This is a genomic window from Solwaraspora sp. WMMA2080, from assembly GCF_027497395.1.
Classification (GTDB): Bacteria; Actinomycetota; Actinomycetes; order Mycobacteriales; family Micromonosporaceae; genus Micromonospora_E.
In genome coordinates, this window is the sequence record NZ_CP114910.1 from 6,403,242 (window position 1) to 6,425,226 (window position 21,985).

Annotated in this window: 20 protein-coding genes and 1 tRNA gene; 8 read left to right on the forward strand and 13 right to left on the reverse strand. The window is 68.0% G+C overall.

The window, feature by feature from the left end; all coding sequences use genetic code 11:
* Positions 1 to 133: 133 nt before the first annotated feature.
* The 3 genes from O7543_RS29380 to O7543_RS29390 all read right to left on the reverse strand — a co-directional run bounded on the left by O7543_RS29380 (position 134) and on the right by O7543_RS29390 (position 2,317).
* Positions 134 to 538, reverse strand: a complete 405-nt coding sequence (locus tag O7543_RS29380) for a YjbQ family protein (protein WP_199757666.1) — start codon at positions 536 to 538, stop codon at positions 134 to 136.
* Between the two features lie 83 nt (positions 539 to 621).
* Entirely contained in the window at positions 622 to 1,419 is a 798-nt protein-coding gene (locus O7543_RS29385) for an ABC transporter permease subunit (RefSeq protein ID WP_281550890.1), read from the reverse strand.
* Positions 1,406 to 2,317, reverse strand: a complete 912-nt coding sequence (locus O7543_RS29390; protein ID WP_281550889.1) for an ABC transporter ATP-binding protein — start codon at positions 2,315 to 2,317, stop codon at positions 1,406 to 1,408. The genes O7543_RS29385 and O7543_RS29390 overlap by 14 nt, the downstream gene beginning before the upstream one ends.
* 343 nt (positions 2,318 to 2,660) lie before the next feature.
* On the opposite strand from O7543_RS29390, the gene O7543_RS29395 reads away from it, so the two are divergent.
* The 4 genes from O7543_RS29395 (at position 2,661) to O7543_RS29410 (ending at position 6,378) form a co-directional block, all read left to right on the forward strand.
* Complete coding sequence (locus tag O7543_RS29395) at positions 2,661 to 5,075, forward strand: transketolase C-terminal domain-containing protein (protein ID WP_281550888.1); 2,415 nt, start codon at positions 2,661 to 2,663, stop codon at positions 5,073 to 5,075.
* A 109-nt stretch (positions 5,076 to 5,184) separates the two neighbouring features.
* A complete protein-coding gene (locus O7543_RS29400; RefSeq protein WP_123602854.1) occupies positions 5,185 to 5,622 on the forward strand; it encodes a DUF3052 domain-containing protein in 438 nt (145 codons plus the stop codon).
* A 14-nt stretch (positions 5,623 to 5,636) separates the two neighbouring features.
* Positions 5,637 to 6,101 (forward strand): peroxiredoxin, encoded by a 465-nt coding sequence (locus O7543_RS29405; RefSeq protein ID WP_281550887.1) that lies wholly within the window; start codon positions 5,637 to 5,639, stop codon positions 6,099 to 6,101.
* 205 nt (positions 6,102 to 6,306) lie between these two features.
* Positions 6,307 to 6,378, forward strand: a tRNA-Val gene (locus O7543_RS29410).
* Positions 6,379 to 6,448: 70 nt separating this feature from the next.
* Here the strand turns inward: O7543_RS29410 and O7543_RS29415 are convergent.
* The 8 genes from O7543_RS29415 to O7543_RS29450 form a co-directional block, all read right to left on the reverse strand.
* On the reverse strand, positions 6,449 to 7,759 hold the full coding sequence (locus O7543_RS29415; RefSeq protein ID WP_281550886.1) for a site-specific integrase: 1,311 nt from the start codon (positions 7,757 to 7,759) through the stop codon (positions 6,449 to 6,451).
* Positions 7,760 to 7,770: 11 nt separating this feature from the next.
* Positions 7,771 to 7,974 (reverse strand): helix-turn-helix domain-containing protein, encoded by a 204-nt coding sequence (locus O7543_RS29420; protein WP_281550885.1) that lies wholly within the window; start codon positions 7,972 to 7,974, stop codon positions 7,771 to 7,773.
* A 196-nt stretch (positions 7,975 to 8,170) separates the two neighbouring features.
* Positions 8,171 to 10,129 (reverse strand): DUF3987 domain-containing protein, encoded by a 1,959-nt coding sequence (locus O7543_RS29425; protein WP_281550884.1) that lies wholly within the window; start codon positions 10,127 to 10,129, stop codon positions 8,171 to 8,173.
* A gap of 31 nt (positions 10,130 to 10,160) precedes the next feature.
* The gene (locus O7543_RS29430; protein WP_281550883.1) at positions 10,161 to 10,472 is read right to left on the reverse strand and encodes a hypothetical protein; all 312 of its coding nucleotides are present in this window, start codon (positions 10,470 to 10,472) and stop codon (positions 10,161 to 10,163) included.
* Positions 10,469 to 10,723 (reverse strand): hypothetical protein, encoded by a 255-nt coding sequence (locus tag O7543_RS29435; RefSeq protein ID WP_348650022.1) that lies wholly within the window; start codon positions 10,721 to 10,723, stop codon positions 10,469 to 10,471. Before O7543_RS29435 ends, O7543_RS29430 begins: the two co-directional genes overlap by 4 nt.
* Before the next feature lie 142 nt (positions 10,724 to 10,865).
* Positions 10,866 to 13,064, reverse strand: a complete 2,199-nt coding sequence (locus O7543_RS29440; RefSeq protein WP_281550882.1) for a cell division protein FtsK — start codon at positions 13,062 to 13,064, stop codon at positions 10,866 to 10,868.
* A 109-nt stretch (positions 13,065 to 13,173) separates the two neighbouring features.
* Positions 13,174 to 13,416, reverse strand: coding sequence for a hypothetical protein (locus O7543_RS29445; protein ID WP_281550881.1), 243 nt, complete (start codon positions 13,414 to 13,416; stop codon positions 13,174 to 13,176).
* 94 nt (positions 13,417 to 13,510) lie between these two features.
* Positions 13,511 to 14,425 carry an ABC transporter permease gene (locus tag O7543_RS29450; RefSeq protein WP_281550880.1) on the reverse strand — a complete coding sequence of 305 codons (915 nt, stop codon included), beginning with the start codon at positions 14,423 to 14,425 and terminating at the stop codon, positions 13,511 to 13,513.
* A gap of 81 nt (positions 14,426 to 14,506) precedes the next feature.
* Between O7543_RS29450 and O7543_RS29455 the strand changes: the two genes are divergently transcribed.
* The 4 genes from O7543_RS29455 to O7543_RS29470 all read left to right on the forward strand — a co-directional run bounded on the left by O7543_RS29455 (position 14,507) and on the right by O7543_RS29470 (position 19,947).
* Positions 14,507 to 15,690, forward strand: a protein-coding gene (locus tag O7543_RS29455; RefSeq protein WP_281550879.1) for an IS3 family transposase whose coding sequence is annotated in 2 segments (ribosomal slippage) — positions 14,507 to 14,774 and positions 14,774 to 15,690 — 1,185 coding nt in all. Because the reading frame shifts where the segments join, the coding sequence is not laid out codon by codon here.
* An 883-nt stretch (positions 15,691 to 16,573) separates the two neighbouring features.
* Entirely contained in the window at positions 16,574 to 17,212 is a 639-nt protein-coding gene (locus O7543_RS29460) for a transposase family protein (RefSeq protein WP_281550878.1), read from the forward strand.
* Positions 17,213 to 17,556: 344 nt separating this feature from the next.
* Positions 17,557 to 18,345, forward strand: a complete 789-nt coding sequence (locus O7543_RS29465) for a hypothetical protein (protein WP_281550877.1) — start codon at positions 17,557 to 17,559, stop codon at positions 18,343 to 18,345.
* Positions 18,346 to 18,450: 105 nt separating this feature from the next.
* The gene (locus O7543_RS29470; RefSeq protein ID WP_281550677.1) at positions 18,451 to 19,947 is read left to right on the forward strand and encodes an IS66 family transposase; all 1,497 of its coding nucleotides are present in this window, start codon (positions 18,451 to 18,453) and stop codon (positions 19,945 to 19,947) included.
* A gap of 142 nt (positions 19,948 to 20,089) precedes the next feature.
* Here O7543_RS29470 and O7543_RS29475 read toward each other — a convergent pair whose 3' ends face one another.
* Together O7543_RS29475 and O7543_RS29480 are read right to left on the reverse strand one after the other, a co-directional pair.
* Positions 20,090 to 21,085, reverse strand: coding sequence for a hypothetical protein (locus O7543_RS29475; protein WP_281550876.1), 996 nt, complete (start codon positions 21,083 to 21,085; stop codon positions 20,090 to 20,092).
* Between the two features lie 10 nt (positions 21,086 to 21,095).
* Complete coding sequence (locus O7543_RS29480; protein ID WP_281550875.1) at positions 21,096 to 21,938, reverse strand: transposase family protein; 843 nt, start codon at positions 21,936 to 21,938, stop codon at positions 21,096 to 21,098.
* Between the last annotated feature and the right edge of the window lie 47 nt (positions 21,939 to 21,985).

Genomic DNA, 21,985 nt, shown 5'->3' on the forward strand with positions numbered 1-21,985 from the left:
GTTGTGTGTGGGATAGGTCTCTACTGACCATCCTGCCCCCTGGAGGCCGGTTGCGTCACGCGCGGCCGCCATAGAGGCGATCTGGGACACACGTACCAGACGGTAACTTCCCACCGGCTCCGGGCGGCGCGGGTCAGCCGGCGAGGAAGGAGAACCTGACCTTGCGGTCGGCGTTGTCCCCGTTCGGGTCGACCAGGCAGACCGACTGCCAGGTGCCGAGCGCGAGCCGGCCGTCGAGCACCGGCAACGTCGCGTACGGGGCGACGAACGCCGGTAGCACATGGTCCCGGCCGTGCCCGGGCGAGCCGTGCCGGTGCTGCCAACGGTCGTCGGTGGGCAGCAGCTGGTCCAGAGCGGTGAGCAGATCGTCGTCGGAGCCGGCACCGGTCTCGATGATCGCGATGCCGGCGGTGGCGTGCGGTACGAACACGTGCAGCAGCCCGTCGCCGCGTCCGGCCACGAACCGCCCCGCCTCGGCGGTGATGTCGCGCACCACGGGCCGGGAGCCGGTCCGGATGGAGATCACGTCGGAGTCCATGCCTGCCAGTGTGGCAGCCGGGCCGGTCCGGCCGGTGGGCACGGCAGGCGCCGCACCCACCCGCCCGGCCGCGCGGCGATCCCTCACACGGCGATGTCGCGGCGGGTGAAGCGCCAGGTGCCGGCGGCGACGCAGACCACAGCGAAGCCGGCGAGCAGCAGTACGCCGCCGACCTGCACCCCGTTCACCAGCGGGTCGCCGGCGAGGTACCAGTGGAACGGAGAAATGTCGCGGGCCCACGCCAGCGCCTCGACCTGGGGCAGGACGGCGTTGGCGAGGTAGCCGAGCACGGCGACCGCCGCGCCGACGCCGAGCGCCGTCGCCCGGCTGCCGGTAGCGGCCCCCACGCCGTACGCCAGGGCGGCGAACGCGGTGCCGAACAGCACCAGATGCAGGGTCATCGCGGCCAGCGCACCGACCCCGACGGCGGTGAACTCGGCCGGACCACGGATCGCCACCAGAGCCAGCCACAGCAGCGCCCCGGTGAGGACCAGTCCGACCACCAGCGCGGCGAACCGCTGCAGCGCGGCCCGCGCCCGGCTGACCGGGTGGGCGAGCAGCAGGTCCAGCGAGCCGGCCTCCTCGTCACCGGCGATCGTCCGGGCCCCGGCGGCGATCCCGAACACCGCAACGAGCAGGGGGATGAGCAGCCCGTAGACGGCGCTGCCGAGATAGCCGGCAGGGCTGGTGACGTCGTCGAAGTTGAGTGCCTCCAGCATCCCTTCCGGATACGCGGCCAGCGCATCCGCCATCTCCGGTGTCTGCATGGTCGGCCAGAGCGCGGCGTACATGGTGCCGACCGCTGCGATCGACACCGCCCAGCCCAGCATGGACCGGCGGTTGTCGCGCAGCGCCTTGGTGAACGGGTTACGCAGCAACACCGTCGGTCTCCGTCCGCTCGTAGTAGGTGAAGAAGAGGTCCTCCAGGTCGGGCTCCTCGGCCAGGAAGCTGACGACGGTGTGCCGGCTCGCCGCCTTGATCAGCGGATCGGCCCGCCCGTCGAGCCGGCAACTGAGCCGGGCGCCGTTCACGGTGACGTCGCTGAGCCCGGGAACGGTCGTGAACTCGTCGGCCGGCACCGCAGCGTCGAAGACGATCTCGATCCGGCGTACCGCCCGTTCCCGCAGCTCCTCTACCCGTTCGACGGTGACCAACCGGCCGTCGCGGATGATGCCGACCCGGTCGGCGGTCTGCTGCACCTCGCTCATCACGTGCGAGGACATGAAGACGGTCTGCCCGGCGGCCTTCGCCTCGCGGACCATCGCGACGAACTCCTGCTGCAGGAAGGGGTCCAGGCCGCTGGTCGGTTCGTCGAGGATGAGCAGCTCGGGGGAGTGCATGAAGGCCTGCACGACCCCGACCTTCTGCCGGTTGCCCTTGGACAGCCCTTTGATCCGCCGGCCGAGGTCGAGGTCGAGCCGGTCGGCCAGCTCGGTGATCCGCGCCTTCGGCACACCGCCGCGTAAGTTGCCCAGGTAGGTGAGGAGTTCGTGGCCGGTCTGCCGGCCGTCCACGATGAAGTCGCCGGCCAGGTAACCGATCCGTCGGCGGAGCGGAATGCCGTCGGCGCGCGGGTCGAGCCCCAGCACCCGGACGGTGCCGCTGGTCGGCCGGATCAGATCCAGCAGCAGCCGGATGGTGGTGGACTTGCCGGCCCCGTTGGGGCCGAGGAACCCGTACACCTCGGCGGTCTCGACCTGAAGGTCAAGGCCGGTGAGGCCGCGGTTGCGGCCGTACGTCTTGATCAACTGCTCGGTACGGATGGCCGGGTCAGCCATCGGACCTCGCCTCCTCGGTTTGAGTTTGACGACGCTCCACCTCGAAGCGTTCGACGATCAACGTCTGTGGCGATCCACGTCTGTGACGATCAACGTGTGTTGCGAACGTTCAGAACGTACTGAACCTTATGCTATCGGCCGCCCGCAAGTGACCCCGCTGGCGGCGCGGCTGCGCTGCCGTCCAGGCCGCGCCTGGCGGCGCGGCTGCGCTGCCGTTTCCCGGGCTGCCGCGTAGCATCGCGACCATGACCTCCCCGGCCACCAGCGGCGCTGCAGTCTGCCCCGACCCGGCCCAGCGGCGGCCCGCTCGCCGCCCGGTGGCCGCGCCTGGCGGGCGTCGGTAATGCTGTCCGACGTGACCACCCCGCAGGACCTCGACGAACGGTTCCGCACCGCGGTCGCCGCGATGGACACCGCACCGGACCGACGGGCCCCCGAACAACCGGTACGCGACGGCACTCTGCTCACCGGGCAGTCCGCGCTGGCGCTGTTCGACGCCCAACTCACCAGCCGCCATCTCGACCTGGCCAAACGCTGGCTGCGCAGCTTCGGAGAAGGTTTCTACACACTCGGCTCGTCCGGCCATGAGGGCAACGCGGCGCTCGCCGCCGCCGTCCGGGTGACCGACCCGGCGCTACTGCATTACCGGTCCGGTGGCTTCTACTGCGCCCGGCTCGCCCAGGCCGGCCTCGCCGCCGGCCACGAGCCCGGCGTCGAGCCGGGCCTTCGCTCCGGCGTGGCCGACTCCGACGCCGGCGACCCCGGCACCGACCCGGTCACCGACGCCGCTCGGGACGTGCTGCGCGGTGCCGTTGCCTCCGCCGCCGACCCGACCACCGGTGGCCGGGGCAAGGTGTTCGGCAACACCGCGATCAACATCGTGCCCACCTCCGGCACCGTCGGCGGGCACCTGCCCCGGGCGGTCGGGACCGCGCTCGGCATCGACCGGATGCGCCGGATGGTGCCGACCGTCCGGCAACGTCAACCAGGGCTGGCCCGGTCCGCCGCAGTCGGCCGGCCGTACCTGGAACCCCGGCTGCCCTGGCCGGACGACGCCATCGTGGTCTGCAGCTTCGGCGACGCGGCAGTCAACCACGCCGCTGCTGCGTCGGCATTCAACACCGCCGGCTGGGCCGACCACGCGGGGCTGTCCACGCCGGTGCTGTTCGTCTGCGAGGACAACGGACTGGGCGGCAGCGTACGGTCGCCGGACGGCTGGGTCGCCGAGACGCTGCGCTCCCGACCAGGGCTGCGGTACTTCGCCGCCGACGGGTGCGACCTAGCGGCCACCTACGACGTCGCTGCCGAGGCTGCCGCCTGGGTCCGCGAGCACCGCCGGCCGGCGGTGCTGCACCTGTCCACCGTCCGGCTGATGGGGCACAGCGGCGCCGACGTCGAATCGGCGTACCGGTCGGCCGAGGAGATCGACCGCGACGTCGCCCGCGACCCACTGGTAGGCACCGCGCGGCTGCTGGTCGCCGCCGGCCTGGCCAGCCCCGACGAGATCATTTCCCGGTACGACGAAGTCGGCTGGCAGGTGCGCAAGGTCGCCGAGGAGGTCATCGGGGAGGCCAAGCTCGACACCGCCGGACAGGTCGTGGCCACTCTCGCACCGCGCCGGCCGATCCGGGTCGCCCGGGTGGTCGCCGACACCGGTGCCCGCGCGGCCGGAGCCGCGGCCACCACCCGCGCCACCACCCTCGGCACCCGGCTGCCGGAGGAACGCGGGCCGATGACCCTGGCCCAGACGATCACCGCGGCGCTCGCCGACGGTCTGCTGTCGTACCCGGCGATGGCCGTGTTCGGTGCCGACGTCGCCGCCAAGGGCGGCGTGCACGGCGTCACCGCCGGGCTGCAGGACCGGTTCGGCGACCATCGCGTCTTTGACACCACCGGCGACGGCACCACAGTCCTCGGCATCGGACTCGGTGCCGGCCTCGCCGGTCAGCTGCCGGTGCCGGAGATCCAGTATCTGAGCCACCTGCACAGCGCCGAGGACCAGCTGCGCGGCGAGGCCGCCGTGCTGCAGTTCCTCTCCCGGGGCGGCTACCGTAACCCGATGGTGCTGCGCGTGCCCGGTCTCGCCTATCAGGAGAGCCTCAGCGGGCACCTCTACAACGACAACTCGTTGGCGGTGCTGCGGGACGTACCCGGCCTGGTGCTGGCCGTGCCGGCCAGGGCCGACGATGCCGCCGGGCTGCTGAGATCCTGCCTGGCCAGCGCGGCGGTCGACGGCAGTGTGTGCGTCTTCGTGGAGCCCGTCGCCCTCTACGACACCAGTGACCTGCACGTGCCGGACGACGGACTGTGGCTGGCGCCGTACACCCCGCCAGGGGAGTGGGGCGCCCGGCACATCCCGGTCGGCCGGGCCCGCAGCTACTCCGTCGGCAGCGGCGAGGACCTGACGGTGATCACGTTCGGCAACGGCGTACGGATGTCGTTGCGGGTCGCGGCCCGGCTGGCTGCCGAAGGAGCCGGCTGCCGGGTCGTCGACCTGCGCTGGCTCGCGCCGCTGCCGGTGGCCGACATCATCCGCGAGGCGACGGCCACCGGTCGGGTGCTGGTGGTCGACGAGACCCGCCGCTCCGGCGGGGTCGGTGAGGGAGTGCTGGCAGCGCTGGTCGAAGCCGGATACGTCGGAGCCGCTGCCCGGATAGCGGCATTGGACACCTACGTCCCACTCGGCCCGGCCGCCAACCAGGTGCTGGTCGGCGAAGATGCCATCACCCAGGGTGCCCGAGCGCTGCTGGCACGGTAAATTCCGGTGAACTCGGTGCGCCACTTGCGCCGGGCGGCACAACTGTGTGAACTACCCGCTATCGGTGTCCGACGGATACCGGCAGCTCAAGACGAGGAGGCAAGTAACAGTGAGCGCGACCGCTGGTCAGGCCGCCGACGGCGTACGGAGCCTGGCGGACCGGTTCGGCATCGAGCCGGGCATGGTGGTCATGGAGATGGGTTACGACGACGACGTCGACCAGGATCTCCGCGACGCCCTGACCGACCGCTGCGGCGAGTTGGTCGACGAGGACACCGACGAGGTCGTCGACGCGGTGCTGCTGTGGTACCGCGACGGTGACGGAGACCTGTTCGAGCTGCTCGTCGACTCGCTCGGCCCGCTGGCCGACAACGGGGTGGTGTGGCTGCTGACGCCCAAGGCCGGGCGTGACGGCCACGTCGAGCCGAGTGACATCAGCGAGTCCGCGCCCAGCGCCGGACTGCAACAGACTTCCATGGTCAACGCCGGCAAGGACTGGAGTGCCGCCCGGCTGGTGCTGCGCCGTGGGGCCAAGGCCAAGAAGTGAGTGAAGGAGCGCACATGCCCGTCGAGGTCGGCACGCCGGCACCGGAGTTCACCCTCAAGGACCAGAACAACCAGGAGGTGCGGCTGACCGACTTCCGGGGTCGGCAGGCGGTCCTGCTGATCTTCTACCCGCTCGCGTTCACCGGCACCTGCCAGGGCGAGCTGCAGGAGGTGCGGGACAACATCGACGCCTACGTCAACGACGACGTGCAGACGCTCACCGTCAGCGTGGACTCCGTCTACACCCACAAGATCTGGGCGGAGCAGGAAGGCTTCCAGTTCCCGCTGCTCGCCGACTTCTGGCCGCACGGCGCGGTCGCCCAGGCGTACGGGGTGTTCAACGACTCCGCCGGGATCGCCAACCGGGGCACGTTCGTGATCGACAAGACCGGTGTGGTCCGCTTCGCCGAAATGAACGGGCCCGGCCAGGCCCGCGACCAGGCCGTGTGGCGCAAGGCGCTGGCCGACCTGGCCGACTGACCCGCGTCACGGACAACTGACCAGCCTCCGGGCCGTTTGACCAGCGTCCGACCCTGCGGGGCCCGCTACCGTCCAGCGGGCCCTGCGGGCCGGGTGATCCGCTCGCCGGCCGTACGGGTCGCCGGCCGCCGGGAACTCGGTCGCGCCGCGCTGGAGAAGGCAGGGTAAACTGGCCGCCGCCGGGCCGGCGATTCTTGTGATGCCCGGGCGCGTAGCTCAGTGGGAGAGCACTCGCCTTACAAGCGAGGGGTCGCAGGTTCGAAACCTGCCGCGCCCACACTCTGACCAGCACGCGAGACAGGGCACCGGATGTCCGGTGCCCTGTCTCGTCTCAGTTTCAGTCTCAGTTAGTCGTCCGTCGTCTCAGTCGGCTCCCAGAGCAGCCCGGCCACCTGGTCGGCGATGCCGGACACCACGCCCGGTGCCAGATGTTGATAGCGGGTCGTCATCGCCATCTGAGACCAGCCCATCACCTCCATGACCGCGCGGGTCGGTACGCCGAGGACCAACAGGATCGTTGCGGCGGTGTGCCGTGCGTCGTGTAACCGGGCGTCCCGTACGTTCGCCTCCCTCAGCAGCGCCTTCCACGATTCGTGATCCGCTCGCGGGTCGATCGGCCTGCCGTTCGGCTGGGCGAATACCCAGCCGCCTTCCTGCCAGAGCTGCGCGGCCACCTCACGTTCCTTCTCCTGCATCGCCTTGTGCTGCCTGAGCGCATCCAACAACGGCCGGGGAATGCCGACCGCCCGGCGTCCGGCACGCGACTTGACGTCGACCTCCTTCAACCCGCCACCGTGGCGTTTCGGGCAACTGCTGGCGTGGCGCGTGCAACCGGCCGGGCAGGGCGGCGGGCAGGGCTGCTTGTGTCGTCGGCAGTCCGGCGGGCACGGGTCGACCTTGTGTCGTAGTTGCCCACAGGCGTGCGGGTCGTCGCATCCGTGCTGCCACTTGTGCCGCTGAAGCTGACGCGGGGTACGAAGCAGTCCCCGGTCAAGGTCGATCCGTCGCCACTTCAAGCCGAGCGCTTCCCCTTTACGGAGTCCGAGCGCCAGGGCCAGGGCGAAGCGGACCCCGTTGCGCCGGTTCGCGGCGGCGGTCAGGATTCGCTGCGCTTCCTTGACGGTGAACGGCTCGATTTCCTGCTCATCCAGGCGGGGTGCCTTGGCGAGCTGGGCGACGTTGCGCGCGACGTGACCGCGCCGTAGGGCGACGTTCAGCGCGGTCTTGACCGTCCGGTGCGCCTGGTGTGCCGTGCCCGGTGCGCTGCCGGTGCGGATCATCTTCGCGTACAGCTTCTCCAGGTGCTCCGGCTCCAGGCGGTTAAGGCGGTGCGCGCCGATGCCAGGGATCAGATGCTTGTACACAGCGGCTCGGTAACCGACCATCGTCGTTTCCCGCACGGACGGCGCGGCGATCGTCTCCACCCAGTGGGTCAGCCACTTCTCTACCGTCCAGCGTTGGCCGGTCTTGCGGACGGTGCCGTTGTCGCGTTCCCGTTCCAGCGCCCGAACCTTGCGGGTGACCTCGGCTTCGGTCTTCGCGGAGACGTGGCGGCGGTCGGGGCGACCGTTGTCCTTGACGCCGACGGTGACCCGGCCGTGCCAGTAGCCGTCGGTGCCCTTGTAGATGCTGGATGCGCCGTTGGGCTTACGTCCCATGGTGTCCCCTCTCAGGCGGCCTGGTCGGTCGGCTGGTCGCCGAGCAGGGCGGTCACGTAGTCGTCGAGGCAGCGGACGGGGACGCGGCGAAGTCGGCCGATGGTGACGGACCGGATCTCGCCGTTCATCACGAGGGCGTACATGGTGGTTCGGCCGACGCCGAGTCGTTGGGCGGCTTCTTCGATGGTGAGGACCATGCGATCTGCGCTGTTCACGCTTCTCCCCGGTGATGCTTGGTGGCGGTTCGTGTCGAGGGTTCGGCCCGGTGCGGGCCGGTGGCGGTGGTGTCTCGGCTGTGCCGGTGCGGCAGGGCTGCTGGCCGGTCCGGCGGGAGTGTGTGGCCGTGGACAGAACTGACAGAACTGACAGAACCTCGGTCAGCGGGGGGTTGTGTCAGTTCTGTCCGGGGCATCAGGCGGTCCGCCGGACGGCGTCCGGCAGGGCGTGGACGGTGGCGGCGGGTTGCCCGTGCACGTCGGGGTGGACCAGGAAGGACGGCGACGGCGGTCGGCCACCACCGGCCCGCGTGCGCGGTGCGTCGACGCGGCGGATGTAGCCGTGGGTTTCGAGCAGGGACAGGGCGGGGTCGAGGTCGGCGACGGTGGGCAGTTGGCTGCTGCGGACCGCGCGGAACAGCTCCCGTTTCGTGAAGGCGGTCGTGGTGGTGCGTTCGATCCAGGTGAGGACGTGGCGGGCGTGGCGGCTGGTCCGGTCGGCTCCCATGTCGTCGAACGCGGCCAGGGCGTGCGCGGCGTAGTAGTCGCCGAGCAGGGCGGCCCGGTCGATGGTGTCGGCCTGGACGGGTTTTCCCCATCCGTCGCGTAGGTGTTCGGCGAGGTGGATCAGTCCAGCGATCCGCACGACCGCACCCGTGTACTTGCTGCCCCAGTCGATCAGGTGTGACCATGCGCCACCGGGAGCCAGCCGGGGTTCCACGGCCCGTTCGATGTCGAGTACCCGCGCGTTGGCGTCGGGGGTGAGTGGCAACACGGCCGGGTCGGTCCACTCAGCGAGGGACATCACGAGCGTGGCGAGGTTGGCTGCGTAGGTGGTGGCGACCGGTTCGGGTACGGGGTCGGCTCCGATCCGGCGTCGTCCGACGGTGTTCTCCGGCAGGCTGAACAGGATGCGCGCCAGCAGCCCCTTGCCGCGGAATCCGGGCATGTCTGCGATGTCGCGTAGGACGTCGGGTTGCACGGCCAGACCGAGTGTCAGCGCGGGATGTTCGACGTGTTCCGGGGCACGGGACCGGCGGTTGACGCGCAGCATGTCCCCGGCGTGGCCTTTGAGGAAGACTTCCAGGTTGGGGGTTCCGGAGTAGCGGCCGGCGATGGTGGCGAAGATGCCGCCTTCCGGGGACAGCACGGCCAGGCGTCCGCCCTGTTCGGCGAGCAGGGATGCGGCTTCCTCGCTGGTGACGTCGTCCGCGACGAGTTGCGGTAGGGCGGGGATGGTGATGGTGTCGGCGTTCATCGCGGCGGCGGTCGCCTCAGCGAGCAGGGTGTCACGCCCGGACGCGTCCGCGTTCGCGGCGGCGATCGCGGTCCGCTCAGCCGTCTTCCCGGCCACCCGTGCGGCCAACTCTGCTTCGACGATGGCCGGTCGGGTCCGCTCCACCAACGCCTTCTCAGCGGCCAACAGAGGGCCGGTGATCGCCGAGAACACCGCCGACTTGCGGGAACCCGGCGGCAACACGACGACGGTGAACAGGTTGACCGGTTCCCGCCACGACCCGCGTACCTCCACCTCGGCGCGGCCACCGGCAGCTGTCGACAGTGCGGCCAGGGCGATGCAGCCGGGCAGGTCGACCGGGGTCTGTGTGAACTCGGCGACCCCGTAGACCATGTCGGCGACCCAGGCGGGCAGCATCTCGGCGGGGAACGCGGGCAGGTGGCGGCGGTCGCCGAGCGGAATCAGCGGTGCCCACCCGCCTGTGTCGGCCTGGTCGAGCAGCGCACGACCGGTCCCCACCACGTCGGCGACATCGGCACCGGACGCGGCGAGGCTGGTCAGCCGCTCTCCGAGGTCGACGACCCGGCGGCGGGCGGCATGGTCGGCCACGATCCGCGCGTAGTGTCCCGCGTTCGCGGCGGCGGGAACGCCCTGCATGAGCGTGTGCAGGTAGGGGGCACCACCGACCTTGCCCAACTCGCCCGACTCGGCAAGGTAGGCCGTGAGGGTGATGGGGTCGGTGGCTTGACCCGTGGCGTGCACGGCGGTCAACGCCTGCCAGATGATCCCGTGGGCCGGTCGGTGGAAATCGTCCGGGCCGAGCAGGGCGATCAGGTCGGCCATGACCGGCGGGGCGACCAGCGCCGCGCCGATCACGGCCCGTTCCGCGTTGTGGTCGTGGGTGGACTGTCGACTCATACGGCGTTCCTCCTTCGTCGTCGATCGGTGGTTAGGCAGCGGGACGGTGGTGGCGCGGCCGGGGATACCGGGCGCGGCCAGCGCGGGTGATCAGGTCGTCCAGGTCGGCGAGCAGGACCGCCAGCTGTCGGCGGGCGGCGGGGTCGGCGTCGGCCAGGGCGACCCGTACGCGTATCTCGGCCTGGTCGTGTCCGTCGCCGGTGCGGATGCGGGTGAGGACCGCGCGGGCGTGGCCGGGCAGGTCGACGACCATGGACGGGGAGCGGTGTCCGTCGTGTCCGCAGCGGTGGTCACGGGCGCACCAGTCGGTGTGTTCCCCGTGCGGGTGCCGGCGGCGGTTCATCGGTGGGTGCCGTTGCGGTGTTCGCGGCGGATCTCGTTCCACACGTGCCGGCCGATGCGGATACGGCGTCCTGTGCCGTCGCAGCGGTAGCAGAGGCGGAACGCCTTGCCGTACGGGGCGCGGCGTTTCCCGGTGCCGTGGCAGCGTCGGCAGGGGCCGAACGGCCAGATAGCGCAGGTGACCAGGTAACCGAACGTGACAATGGTGGCGAGGGGGCTGAGCAGGCTAGCGAGGGCGGTCAGGGACTCCACGGGGTGCCTCCACGGGCGGTTTTCGGGCGTGCGGGGGTAGGGGCGCTAGGCGGCTAGCGTCCTGGCAGGGGTTTGTTTCGAGGGCTAGCGGTGCCGCTAGGTCTAGCGGGTGGTGCCGATAGACCTAGCGGCCCGTGAGCGGCTATCCCGCCTTACGGCGTTGGTCACGCTTGGTTACGGCGGTGGTGATGTCGTCGCGGAGGATGCCCTTACGGTTGGCGCGTTCCCCGGTGACCGGATCGGTGCCCCACACCTGCCGGCCGACCGTGACCCCGTACGGCTTGAGCGCCGGGGCGAGGTTCCCGGTCTCCCATCCGCCGTAGACGTCGGGGCGGAGTTCGGCGAGTCGGGCGACGACGGTCTCTGACCACACCTTCGCCTCACCCTTGGGGACGACGGTGAGGATGTCGTCCAACAGGGTGTCTCCCGTCCGGGCGACGGCTTCGGGTGCGTCGCCGATGGCGTGGCCGGTCAACGTACCGGCCCGCTCCCGCAACCCGCGTGCCCGGTCGATGACCTTCTCGACGTCGGCCATCTCGGCGAGGTTCGTCCGCACGGTCACGGCCTCGTCGACCGATCCGGAGTCGTCCGCACCGAGCAGAATGCCCACGCCCTTGTGACCACGCTGGAACCGCGACGAGTCATACCCGGCCGTGTACGACCCGGCACCCAACACCGCTTCCGAGGACTGCCACGTCATCGTCTTCAGAGCGAAGCGGGTACCGATGTTGTCGCGCAGGTCAGTCGGGACCGCTTTGCCGTCCGGCTTCTGCGTGGCGAGCAGAATCATGATGCCGACCGACGGGCCGACCTTGCACAGCTCGGTCAGCAGCGACACGATCTCATCGCCGTGCACGGGGTGGGCGGAGTAGCGCTGAAACTCGTCCACCGCCACCAGCACCGGCCACAACTTCAGTGACCGCTTCTCGGCAATCTGTCGGCTGACCTTGGATTCGGGGCACAGGTCGGCGGGCAGGGTGGCGATGGTGTCGTAGCGGCGGTTCATGTCGGCGACCAGGCCGCGTAGGTCGTCGACCAGCGCTTGAACCGTCTCGTCGCGGACGCCGTAACCGGTGCGGTGGGCGATCCGTTCGAACGGTCGCCAGTCCTGCCCGCCCTTGCCGTCGTAGATGTGCAGCTCAACGATCGGATCCAGAGCAGCGGCCAGGACGGGCAGGCGTGCGGCGAACGTCTTGCCCATACGCGGGATCGCACCGACCAGCAGGGACGTGAACATGAGCAGCAGCGGCACCGGGCGTCCCCGCTGGTCCTGCCCGAACGGGAACGGCGCGAAGATGTCCACACCACCCTTCGCGATGAGCGGCCACGCGCCGGACCCCTTCGCGTACGGGTCCTCATCGGCGACCCACAACGCCAGCCGGCGGGCGGAACCGGCGGTGCCGCGTACCCGCTCCGGCCACACCTGCACCTCATCCAGGTCGAGGCCGGCGGCCAACTGGTCCCGCTTCTTGATCGCCTTGTCGGCGTTCGTCCAGTACGGCAGGTCGATCACGGCCCGCCAACCGGGTCCGTCGCGCATGATCGGGGCGGGGAAGGTGATCAGGTCGTCCGGCTTGCACAACCCGGCCGCGAGGAACGCGCGGGTGACCACGTCGGCGGACAGCTTCCGCACACGCGGACTGACAGCGGCCACGTCCAACAACGGCTTGTCCTTCGGCGTACCCGCCACACCGAACAGGGCCACGACACCGGCGAGGATCGCCCACCGCTGCCACGACCCAGCAAGCGCCATCAACGTGAGCACGGTCGGCACGCCGAGCAGCAGGATCGCGGTCAGGACCAGGCCGCGCCATCGGACCCGTACGTCACGCTGCCGCGACAGCTTCAAGTACAGTTCGGCGTTTTCCTGCCGGACCACGGCCAGGCGCACGGGGATACCCTCGGCGTCGGTCACCCACCGGACCGTGTGACCCACGAGTCGGGCCACACCGAACGGTGCCCGCCACGCCAACCGTGCGGCGTACTTCGGCGACCGGGACAGGTGATACATGCTGACGTGCGTGTAGTGCCCTGCCGTCCACCGGACGGCGTTGGCCAACTCGGTCCGGGAGCGCAGCCAGCCGGGGATGATCGGCCGACGCTCCGCACCCACCACAGCGGCCAGCCGGGACCGGCCACCGTGCGGGGTAGCGGGTGGGTTGACCGGGACCGGGGCGTCGTCGTCGCGGTCGTCGCTCTCGTCGTCGATGTCGACCGCGAACGACCCGGCCGGGTTGGTCTTGCGGCGGCGGGCGGTCAGGTCGACCACATCCGCACTGCCGTCGGTGGTGAGGTCGGCTTCCGCTGCCTGCCAGTCGTAACCGTCGTCAGGGGTGGGCATGGGGGTTGCCTCCAACAGAAGAACCAGGGGGAACGTGCGAGGTTGAGGGGTCGGTGGCGCGGCCGGCGGGCGGTGTGCCGTCCGGCCACGCCACCGGCACACGAGGCGGTCAGGCCGGACCGGGGTCGATGCCGGTCGCGTCGGCGGGGCAGGTCGGTAGGTGGTTGACCAGCGCGGCCAGGGCGGGAGCCATACCGTCGACCTGCCGGTAGAGGGTGCAGCCCTGGCAGCGGACGAACAGCCGGCCGCGCCCGTCACGCTCCACCCACGCCTTCGCGCCGGCCGGGGTGTGCTGGATACGCGACACGATTTCCGTGGACGGCAACTCGTCCGGTGACGACGTGGATGCCACGATGAGAGTCCTTCCCGAAGCGATTTGCTGAGGGTCGAGGGGCCGGCGGCACAGCACTGGTTTCCAGGCCGTAGGGCTGTGCCGCCGGGCAGAATCAGGGCTCCCGCTGCTGGCGGTCGGTGTGCAGCAGGTGAGCCAGAGCGGCGCCCATACCGAGCACAGCCACCGGCAGACAGGCGACAACGGTCGTGATCCACCACGGGGCGGCGGTGATCCCGGCGGACTCCATCAGGTGATACGCCACCTGCCCGGCCGCGCCCAGAACCAGCGACCCGATCGCCGACCAGGCCGCGAACCTGCGTGCCCGTGGCGGGACCCCGTCGGGTGCGAGCCACGCCCGCAGCGCGTAGGCGGCATACGCTTCGACGCCGATCGGCAACGTGATCGCCGTGTTCACCGCCAAGGTGTCCCAGATGCCCGGTAGCGGGTGCACCACACCGAACCCGGTCAGCTCACCCAACCCAACCCAGCCGGACCAGATCGCCACGAACGCGGGAGCGGCCAGCAACAGCAGCACCCACGACCGCACCGGCGACCGACCCGCCCGACGGCCAGCGGGAGTGATCTTCGTGTCCGGGTGTCCGTCCACCCCCACCGGCGACAACGGTCGTGCGGTGTCCTCGGCGACCGGCGACGGCAGGTCCGCCCCGGACCCGGCCGACGACTCGTCAGACGGGGCGGTCGGCACCGGGTCCGCCGACACATCCGCCGACACCGGCGACGGGTCGACCGGGGCCGGTGCGTCGGCCTCGGCGGGCCGCTCGGTGGTGGTGTCGCGGACCAGGTGCAACCCCCGGTGCCCACCGGCGGACTCGACCTGACCCCCGTCCTGGTCCTGCTGTTCCTGGTTCAGGGCTTCCCGCAGGGCGGTCGCCTTCGGCGAACCCACCCGCAGTTCCCGCATCAGCAGGTTCCGCGACGGAACCTCGCCCAGGCGGACGGCGATCGCACGGGCGGCCGGCAACAGCTCCCGCACCGGGCGGGGGTACATGCTCGCGGGAGTCGTCATCAGGCCACTGAGGTGCCCCGAGGATTCCGGACAGGGAGCCAATAAGGTTACCCTGTAAGGAAAGTCGAGGGAAGAAGCGCGATGGCACGCATAAGCTCATACACCCCAGAGTTCCGTGAAGAAGCAGTGCAACTCGTTCTACAGTCGAACAAGCCAGTGTCGCAGGTTGCCCGGGAGATCGACGTTCACCCGGAGACGCTCCGTTCCTGGGTCCGCCAGTACCGGCGGGAAAACAGCGGCGCCCAGGACAGCCCACCGATCGGCGTCGACGAGCGCGCTCGACTGAAGGAACTCGAACGTCGCAACCGGGAACTCGAAATGGAGAACAGCTTCCTGAAAAAAGCCGCGGCGTACTTCGCGAAGGACCCTCGGTAACGAGCTTGTACGAGTTCATCGAGACGATGCGACTCGACACCGCGAAGTACGCCTACCCCGTCGACTTCATGTGCGAACAACTCGGCGTGTCCAGGTCCGGATACTACGAATGGCGAACCCGCCCCGACTCCGCGACCGCCACCCGCCGCGCCCACCTTCGATCGGCCATCGAGGAGGTGTTCGCCGCGTCCGACGGCACCTACGGGCATCGACGTGTCCACGCGCAACTGCGGCGCCAGGGCGTGTCCGCCGGGCCGGAACTCGTCCGCCAGCTGATGCGCGAGCTCGGGCTCGTGCCGTGCCAGCCCCGCCCGAGGCGGTGGGGTCTCACCCAGTCGTCGTCCGGCACGGTGCCTGACCTCGTCGGCCGGGAGTTCACCGCCGACGCGCCTGGCGAGAAGCTCGTCGGCGACATCACGTACATCCCGACCGGCGAGGGGTGGCTGTATCTGGCGACCGTCATCGACTGCTGCACGAAGGAAGTCATCGGATACGCGATGGACGACCACTACCAGACGTCGTTGATATCCCGCGCCATCCGTAACGCCGCCCGGAATCGCGAACTCAGGAAGAACGCCATCTTTCATTCGGACCGGGGCAGCAACTACATGTCGGACGACTACGGCAGAACGCTTCGGGATCTGAGGTTGCGGCGATCTGCTGGCCGGACCGGAATTTGTTTCGACAATGCGATGGCGGAATCGTTTTTCGGTGCGCTGAAGAACGAACGCGTGTCGCGTGTGAAGTATCCCACTCGTGAGGCGGCACGCCGGGACGTTACTGCCTACATCGAATTCTGGTACAATCGTCAGCGTCTGCATTCAGCGGTGGGCTACCGACCTCCCCGGGAAGTCCACGCAGAGTTCGAGAACCTTCAAATCGCGGCGTGAAAGAACCGGCCGAACCACTGTCCGGAAAACGCGAGGCCCCTCACCCCTTTGGCTCTGCCGCACCTGCGCCCACCCCTGGCCATGCGGACAAGCCCGAATCGACCTCATCAACCAATTCAGCAACAACCCAGCAGCACTACCCACCTACATGGGCGTCATGCTCCACCTCGCCACCCGAGACATCACCAAACTCAACCCCAACGCCATCACCGACCCCGAAGACCTCAACCAACGCTTCGTCCGCTGGACCCACCCCTAAAGCCAGCAGCATCCGAACGTTCCGAGACGGACCGGTCAACCGGGACCAGCTTCGACGGTTCACCGAACCACGTCACGGCCCCAAGCAAGGGCGACAAAAACCGGTCAATTCCACGGAGGGCATCGTGCTCGGGAAATTGTTCCAACGTCCACACCTGGCAATCGACGTCGTGCACCCCGCACAGAAACGCGACCACCCCAACACCGAAAGCCCACCGGCCAACCCACAAGCAGCCAACTGGAACGAGCAGACCGAACAGCGAGGCGGCAACACGGACCGCCAACCGCTGCCGTGACAACGACCAAGCAAGGCCAGGATGAGACGCAGATACCGATCGGCCGCCGAGTAGCCCAATGGCGAATGCGACGCCGAATGACACAACAAGAGGCTTATTCAGCAGGGTCCAGTAACCCACAGTGGACCCCCCGATGAATGAGACGGCCCGCCCTCCCATAGGATGGAGTTTCCACACAACAACCAAAGAAAAGCGGACCGCCGAGCATGTATCATACCACCGGCTTCACGACCGATCAGATTCGCGACCTCTGCGTGCTGGTCCGCGCCGAATGCCGGAACCTGGGCATGGAACCGTGGCCCCCGGTCCTCGGCCTCTACCGTGCCCTCGTGGTCGCGTTGACCTACATGCGTCGTAACCGTGTCCAAGCGGAGATCGCCGAGGCGCACGGCGTCTCCCAGTCGACGATCTCACGGGCGGTCACCGCCATCACCCCGGTCCTCGACCGCGTGCTGGCGGGGTTCGTGCCGACCGCCGACGAGCTCGACCCGACCGCCCAGTACATCGTCGACGGCACTCTGTTCCCCTGCTGGTCATGGCGCACGGACCGCTGTCTGTACTCCGGCAAGCACAAGACCACGGGCATGAGCGTCCAGGTCGCCTGTACCCTCGACGGCGCGCTCGCCTGGGTCTCCGATCCCGTCACCGGCAACCACCACGACTCGTACGCGATCAACGACACCGGTGTTCTCGTCAGCCTGAATCCCGGAGACTGGATCGGCGACAAGGGCTACGTCGGCAACGGCATGATCACTCCGTACAAGAAGCCCAAGGGCGGCGAGCTCACAGAGTGGCAGAAGGAATACAACAGGCAGGTCAACAAGATCCGCTGGGTCGTCGAACAGGTCATCGCAAACCTGAAGACCTGGAGAATCCTGCACACCGACTACCGCAGACCGCTCGCGACCTTCACGGAAACGATCTCCTGTGTCATCGGGCTGCACTTCTACAGGATCGCCTGTGAATAGACCTCCAAGTCTTCGCCGACCGCATCGGCAAGTCAAAAAGCTGGGTCGAAAAGGTAGAGCGAGGCGTACGGAAACTGGACAGGTTCTCAGTCATCCAGCACATCGCCGACGTACTACGCATCAACCCGGCAGAACTATTCGGAGCCGACAGCCTACCGGCGGTTGCCGACGAGGTAGGCAGGATTGAGGGGGTCCGCGCAGCCCTAACCCGCTACGACGTGTTCGATGCCTGGACGGGTGTCGAAAGGACTTTAGGACCGGGAGAGTTCGCGCGGCAGGTATCACACGCGTGGCTGACGTTCCAGCACGCGAACTATCCGCAGCTACTGCGGACGCTACCAAACTTGCTCGACCTGGCACGACCATCAAGTGCCAGGCATCAAGCAAGCGATGCAAACCTCATAGTGCAGGTGTACCGAATCGCTGCATCGGTCCTGCTAAAGGTCGACGAACCGAACCTGGCCCTGCTGGCAGCCGACCGAGCGGTCACAGCGGCCGGCGGCAATCCGCTGTCAGCGGCAACCGCAGCGATCTCGCTAGCTCAGACCCTACGAGCACTGGGCCGGTACCGACTCGCAATGGCAACGAGCATCGCGGCCGCACACCGCACCACGCTCACCGCATCCGATGAAGCTCCACCGGAACGGCTATCGGTGTACGGTGCGCTGCTTATCCAAGCCGCCCTGGCCGCTTCCCGATGCGGTGACACGGGCAGCGTTAGCGAATTGATCCAGCAAGCACGCGAGATCGCCACTCGGTTCAGCGACGGGGCGGACCATCGACAGACCTGCTTTGGCCCTACGGCCGTCGAACTCGCGCAGGTTCTAGCGACCGCAGACCTCGGGGACGTCCCTGGCGCAATCAGGCTGCACGAGGCTGTCATACGACGGGATGGATGGCAGCGATTGGCCGCCGAGCACAGGGCCGCATTCCTACTAGGCATCGCACGGACCTACCTGCAGGCCGGCAACATGCTCGCGGCCGGACACATCCTGAAAGAGGCGCACCGGGCCGCGCCCGCCGAGATCCTGTACGCGCCATCCGCCCGCGCATTAGTTGCCGACGTGGCCCGCTCCGGATCACAGTCCTCTGGCGTGAGCCGTCTAGCAACGGCGCTCGGGCTGACACGATAGATCGTAAACATTCAGGTGGTGCGCGAAGAGTGACGGTCAGCGCGGGTTGAGTGACGGGGTTCGACCGGCTCGACGCCGTTCTGTCCGTTGTGGTTTGATCTTGGCGTGTCGGTGTCGGAGGATCTGTCTCGTGAAGAGTTGATCTCGCTGGCACGGACGCAGGACGCTCGGATTGCTGAGCAGGACGCGCAGATCGCGGAGTTGACGGCGGCGTACGAGGCGCTCGCGGTGCGGCTGGCGCGGGTCGAGCATCTGTTGTCGCGGAACTCGTCGAACTCGTCGTCTCCGCCGTCGAAGGATGATGATCCGGGGCGTACGCCACCTGCGGCGAGGAAGAAGCGGGACACCCCGGCGGGTACGCGGGGTAGGCAGCGGGGTGCGCCGGGGTCGAGCCTGGCCTGGTCGGATGCTCCTGATCAGCGGCGGGACCGGTTCCCCGAGGGTAGTTGCGGGTGCGGCGCGGAGTTGGTGGACGCGCGGGATCTGGGTGTGGTGGACCGGTATCAGCAGGTCGAGGTTCCGTTGATGACCGCGACGCTGACCCAGTACGACCAGCATGCGGTGCGGTGTGGGTGCGGGAAGCTGCACACCGCGGCCCGGCCGGAAGGCGCGGGGGCCGGTCCGGTGGGGTACGGCCCGAACCTGCAGGCGTGGGCGGTCTATCTGATGGTCGTGCATTTCATCCCGGTGCAGCGGTGTGTACAGATGCTTCGGTCGCTGACCGGTGCGACACCGTCGCCGGGGTTTGTGCACGGCGTGCTGACCCGGGTCGCGGCGCTGACCAGCGAGGTCGACAAACGGATCCGCATGTTGATCACCCTGGCGTACGCGGTGTGCTGTGACGAGACGCCGCTGCGGGTCGGGCCAAAGAAGCCGAGGCCGGGCCGTAAGAAGGCCGAGAAGTACCTGCTCGTGGCGTGTACCGAGTTGTGGACTCACTACCAGGTCGGTGACCGGGACCTGGCCACGTTCACGGCGTTCGTGGTCAAGGACCTGACCGGCTCGGTGGTCGTGCACGACCGGTACCGGAACTACGACTCGGCCGAGTTGGGCACGCTGGTCCACCAACTGTGTTGCGCTCACCTGTTACGTGATCTTGACGGTGCGGCCGAGGTGTACCCCGACGCGGTCTGGCCGAAGCAGATCTCCGACGCGCTGCGCGCGCTGATCCACGAGACGAACACGGCCCGTGAGCAGAACCGGCCGGGCATCGACCCCACAGTGAAGGCCGAGTTGCTGTACCGGCTGCACCACGGCGTGCTGGTCGGACTGTCCGACACCAGCACCATCGGCAACCGGCCGGGTGAGCGTAAAGCCCGCCTGCTGTTGGAAGTCTTCCGGGACCGACGTGCCGACGTGCTGCGCTTCGTTGACGACCTGTTGGTGCCGCCGACGTCGAACCAGGCCGAACGGGACCTGCGACCGGCGAAGATCCAGCAGAAGATCTCCGGGCGGCTCACCAGCGAGCAACGCACCAAGGATCGGTACAAGATCCTCGGCTACGTCTCCAGCGCGGCGAAGAACGGCCTCGACAAAATGGCCGTCCTGCGCGACGCCATCCTCGGACGACCCTGGATGCCGAACCTACCCGCACCCACCTGACCCCCACCCCACCCAGGTCAACATCAGCCGGCGGCCACCAACCAACCGGCCATCACGCTATGCCACCACGCGGAATCCCAGCGCGCACCACCTGAATGTTTGCGATAGATCGCGGTCCGGAATTGTCATTCAAGTTGTGGAACTAGATTTCCTCGCTCGTGGTCCACCATGCCGGCGGCCACCCGGGGCTGGGAGATGCTGTACCAACATGGTTCGCCACCTTCCACGAGTTCTTGACTTTGTGAACAACGAAAGTATGAGCTCCTCGTACAATCGTGGCCGACTGCACAACGTATCCATCCGTGTCTCCAGTTGGAGCCAAAATCACCATTTCGTAATCTGGCCCGATTCTTCTCTGCGCACTACCCGCACCCAGTTTGGTAAGATCTACATCCCGCCACAGGTTCTGTAAATGCTTGCGCTCATCGGTTAAGAACCTTTCCCAGACGTCGTTTGGCTGTCCATTTGTTGCAAGAGAATTGGCGAGATCATCTTGGTGCATGAGATTCTCGTCGGAATCCTTGGAGATTTCCCACAACCAAGTCTGCACGCGACAGTGAATCCAGTTCTGATCTACGGCAAGGAGCCAATCTTCCTGGCGGCCCTCCTGGGCTGCGGCAAGAAATCTATATACAACTCCGACCGGGCCGTTCTCGGCGTATCTTTCACTTATCCCTTCCTTGGATAGCGAAATTCTGTTGGCCAGTTTTTCCCCTTCGTCTAGTGCTGCAACTGGAGTTGCCCCAGGGGGTAGTGTGGGATCCTGGTCGGGTGGAAGTTCGCGATTGGTGAACATCCCCAGGGCGGCGATAATCATCAGAGCGGAGGCCACGCCCGGGAATACGGAGTACCATTCGAATCCATCATGCGCAATGTAGTAAGTCCAGAGACCAAAGCCGACGCAGAGTATGATGGTGAAGATGAGTGAGCCGACAGGTATTGGCTTCTTTGGGGTACCAAGCTTTTGTCCTGTAAGTCGAGCAACGTCGATTGTGATTCTTCCGTGGATCCATAGCGCGGTTGGCGTATGTTCTCGCAGAGTATCGTTCTTCTCGATCTCCTCAACAAGCGCGAGATTTTCGCGTATATCTTTTCGGAGTCGCTGGCGTCGACTAAGAACTGTTGCTATGGCGGCCAATGAGCTGATCTCAACGACTTAGCGGTAGGTACTTGTATTCGAAGTGGGTCAGGTGTAGTGCTGCGGTGACGATGTCGCCGATTCTGCGTGGGCTGGCGGTGGTGTGACGGAGTGTCTTCCAGCGTCCGATCAGGATGGCGAAGCCGCGTTCGCCCTGCCAGCGCAGGCTGCGTAGCAGCCGGTTGTAGAAGCGGTTGTCGGGGGCGAGTCGGCTGCCGTCGGTGGGCTGCTTGACCGGGGTCTTGATGCCCTGACCTGCGCCTTCGTAGCCGGAGTCGGCCAGGGTGGGCAGGTCCAGTTCGGTGGCGGCCCAGTTCAGGGCGGCGGTGACACCGAGGGTCTGGGCGCAGGTCAGGTCGTGCAGGTGTCCGGGCATCGCCGGTGAGGTCCAGATCGGCAGTCCGTCCGGGCGGGCGACCGCCTGGATGTTCGCTCCGAAGTCGCGGTGCTTTCCGGAGTACCAGGCGTCGATCGTTTCGCCTTTGACGGACAGGGTGGTCTCGGTGAGCCGGTCGCAGTCGAACAGTTTGCCGTCGAGGATGACGTGGGACCAACCGTCGGCGGCGACCCGGCGCAGGGCGGCGTGGAGATCCTCGGCCTGTGCGGCGAGGACCGTGATGCCCTCGGCGAGGTACCGGTAGGCGGTCGCCCGGGAGACGCCGAAGCCGGCGCCGAGCAGCGCGACGTCCTCGCCCTTGCGGAACCAGACGAGCACCATCAGCGCCTGGCGGAAGCAGGTCAGGGCACGGGTGCCGGTACGAGTTCCCCGCGTCCGGCGTTCCGCGGCGAGCAGCCGACTGACGTACTGCACGAGTTCCCTGGGGACGTCGACCATGGCACGATATGCGATCACGTGGGGTCCTCACCGGTGGGTGATCTTGTGGTGAGAACTACCTACCG

Excerpts from the sequence above, each read along its gene's own strand:
- O7543_RS29390 (WP_281550889.1), bottom strand. The coding sequence starts at position 2,317 with ATGGCTGACCCGGCCATCCGTACCGAGCAGTTGATCAAGACGTACGGC.
- O7543_RS29395 (WP_281550888.1), top strand. The coding sequence starts at position 2,661 with ATGCTGTCCGACGTGACCACCCCGCAGGACCTCGACGAACGGTTCCGC.
- O7543_RS29450 (WP_281550880.1), bottom strand. The coding sequence starts at position 14,425 with ATGACGACTCCCGCGAGCATGTACCCCCGCCCGGTGCGGGAGCTGTTG.
- O7543_RS29405 (WP_281550887.1), top strand. The coding sequence starts at position 5,637 with ATGCCCGTCGAGGTCGGCACGCCGGCACCGGAGTTCACCCTCAAGGAC.
- O7543_RS29415 (WP_281550886.1), bottom strand. The coding sequence starts at position 7,759 with ATGGGACGTAAGCCCAACGGCGCATCCAGCATCTACAAGGGCACCGAC.
- O7543_RS29430 (WP_281550883.1), bottom strand. The coding sequence starts at position 10,472 with ATGAACCGCCGCCGGCACCCGCACGGGGAACACACCGACTGGTGCGCC.
- O7543_RS29425 (WP_281550884.1), bottom strand. The coding sequence starts at position 10,129 with ATGAGTCGACAGTCCACCCACGACCACAACGCGGAACGGGCCGTGATC.
- O7543_RS29380 (WP_199757666.1), bottom strand. The coding sequence starts at position 538 with ATGGACTCCGACGTGATCTCCATCCGGACCGGCTCCCGGCCCGTGGTG.
- O7543_RS29440 (WP_281550882.1), bottom strand. The coding sequence starts at position 13,064 with ATGCCCACCCCTGACGACGGTTACGACTGGCAGGCAGCGGAAGCCGAC.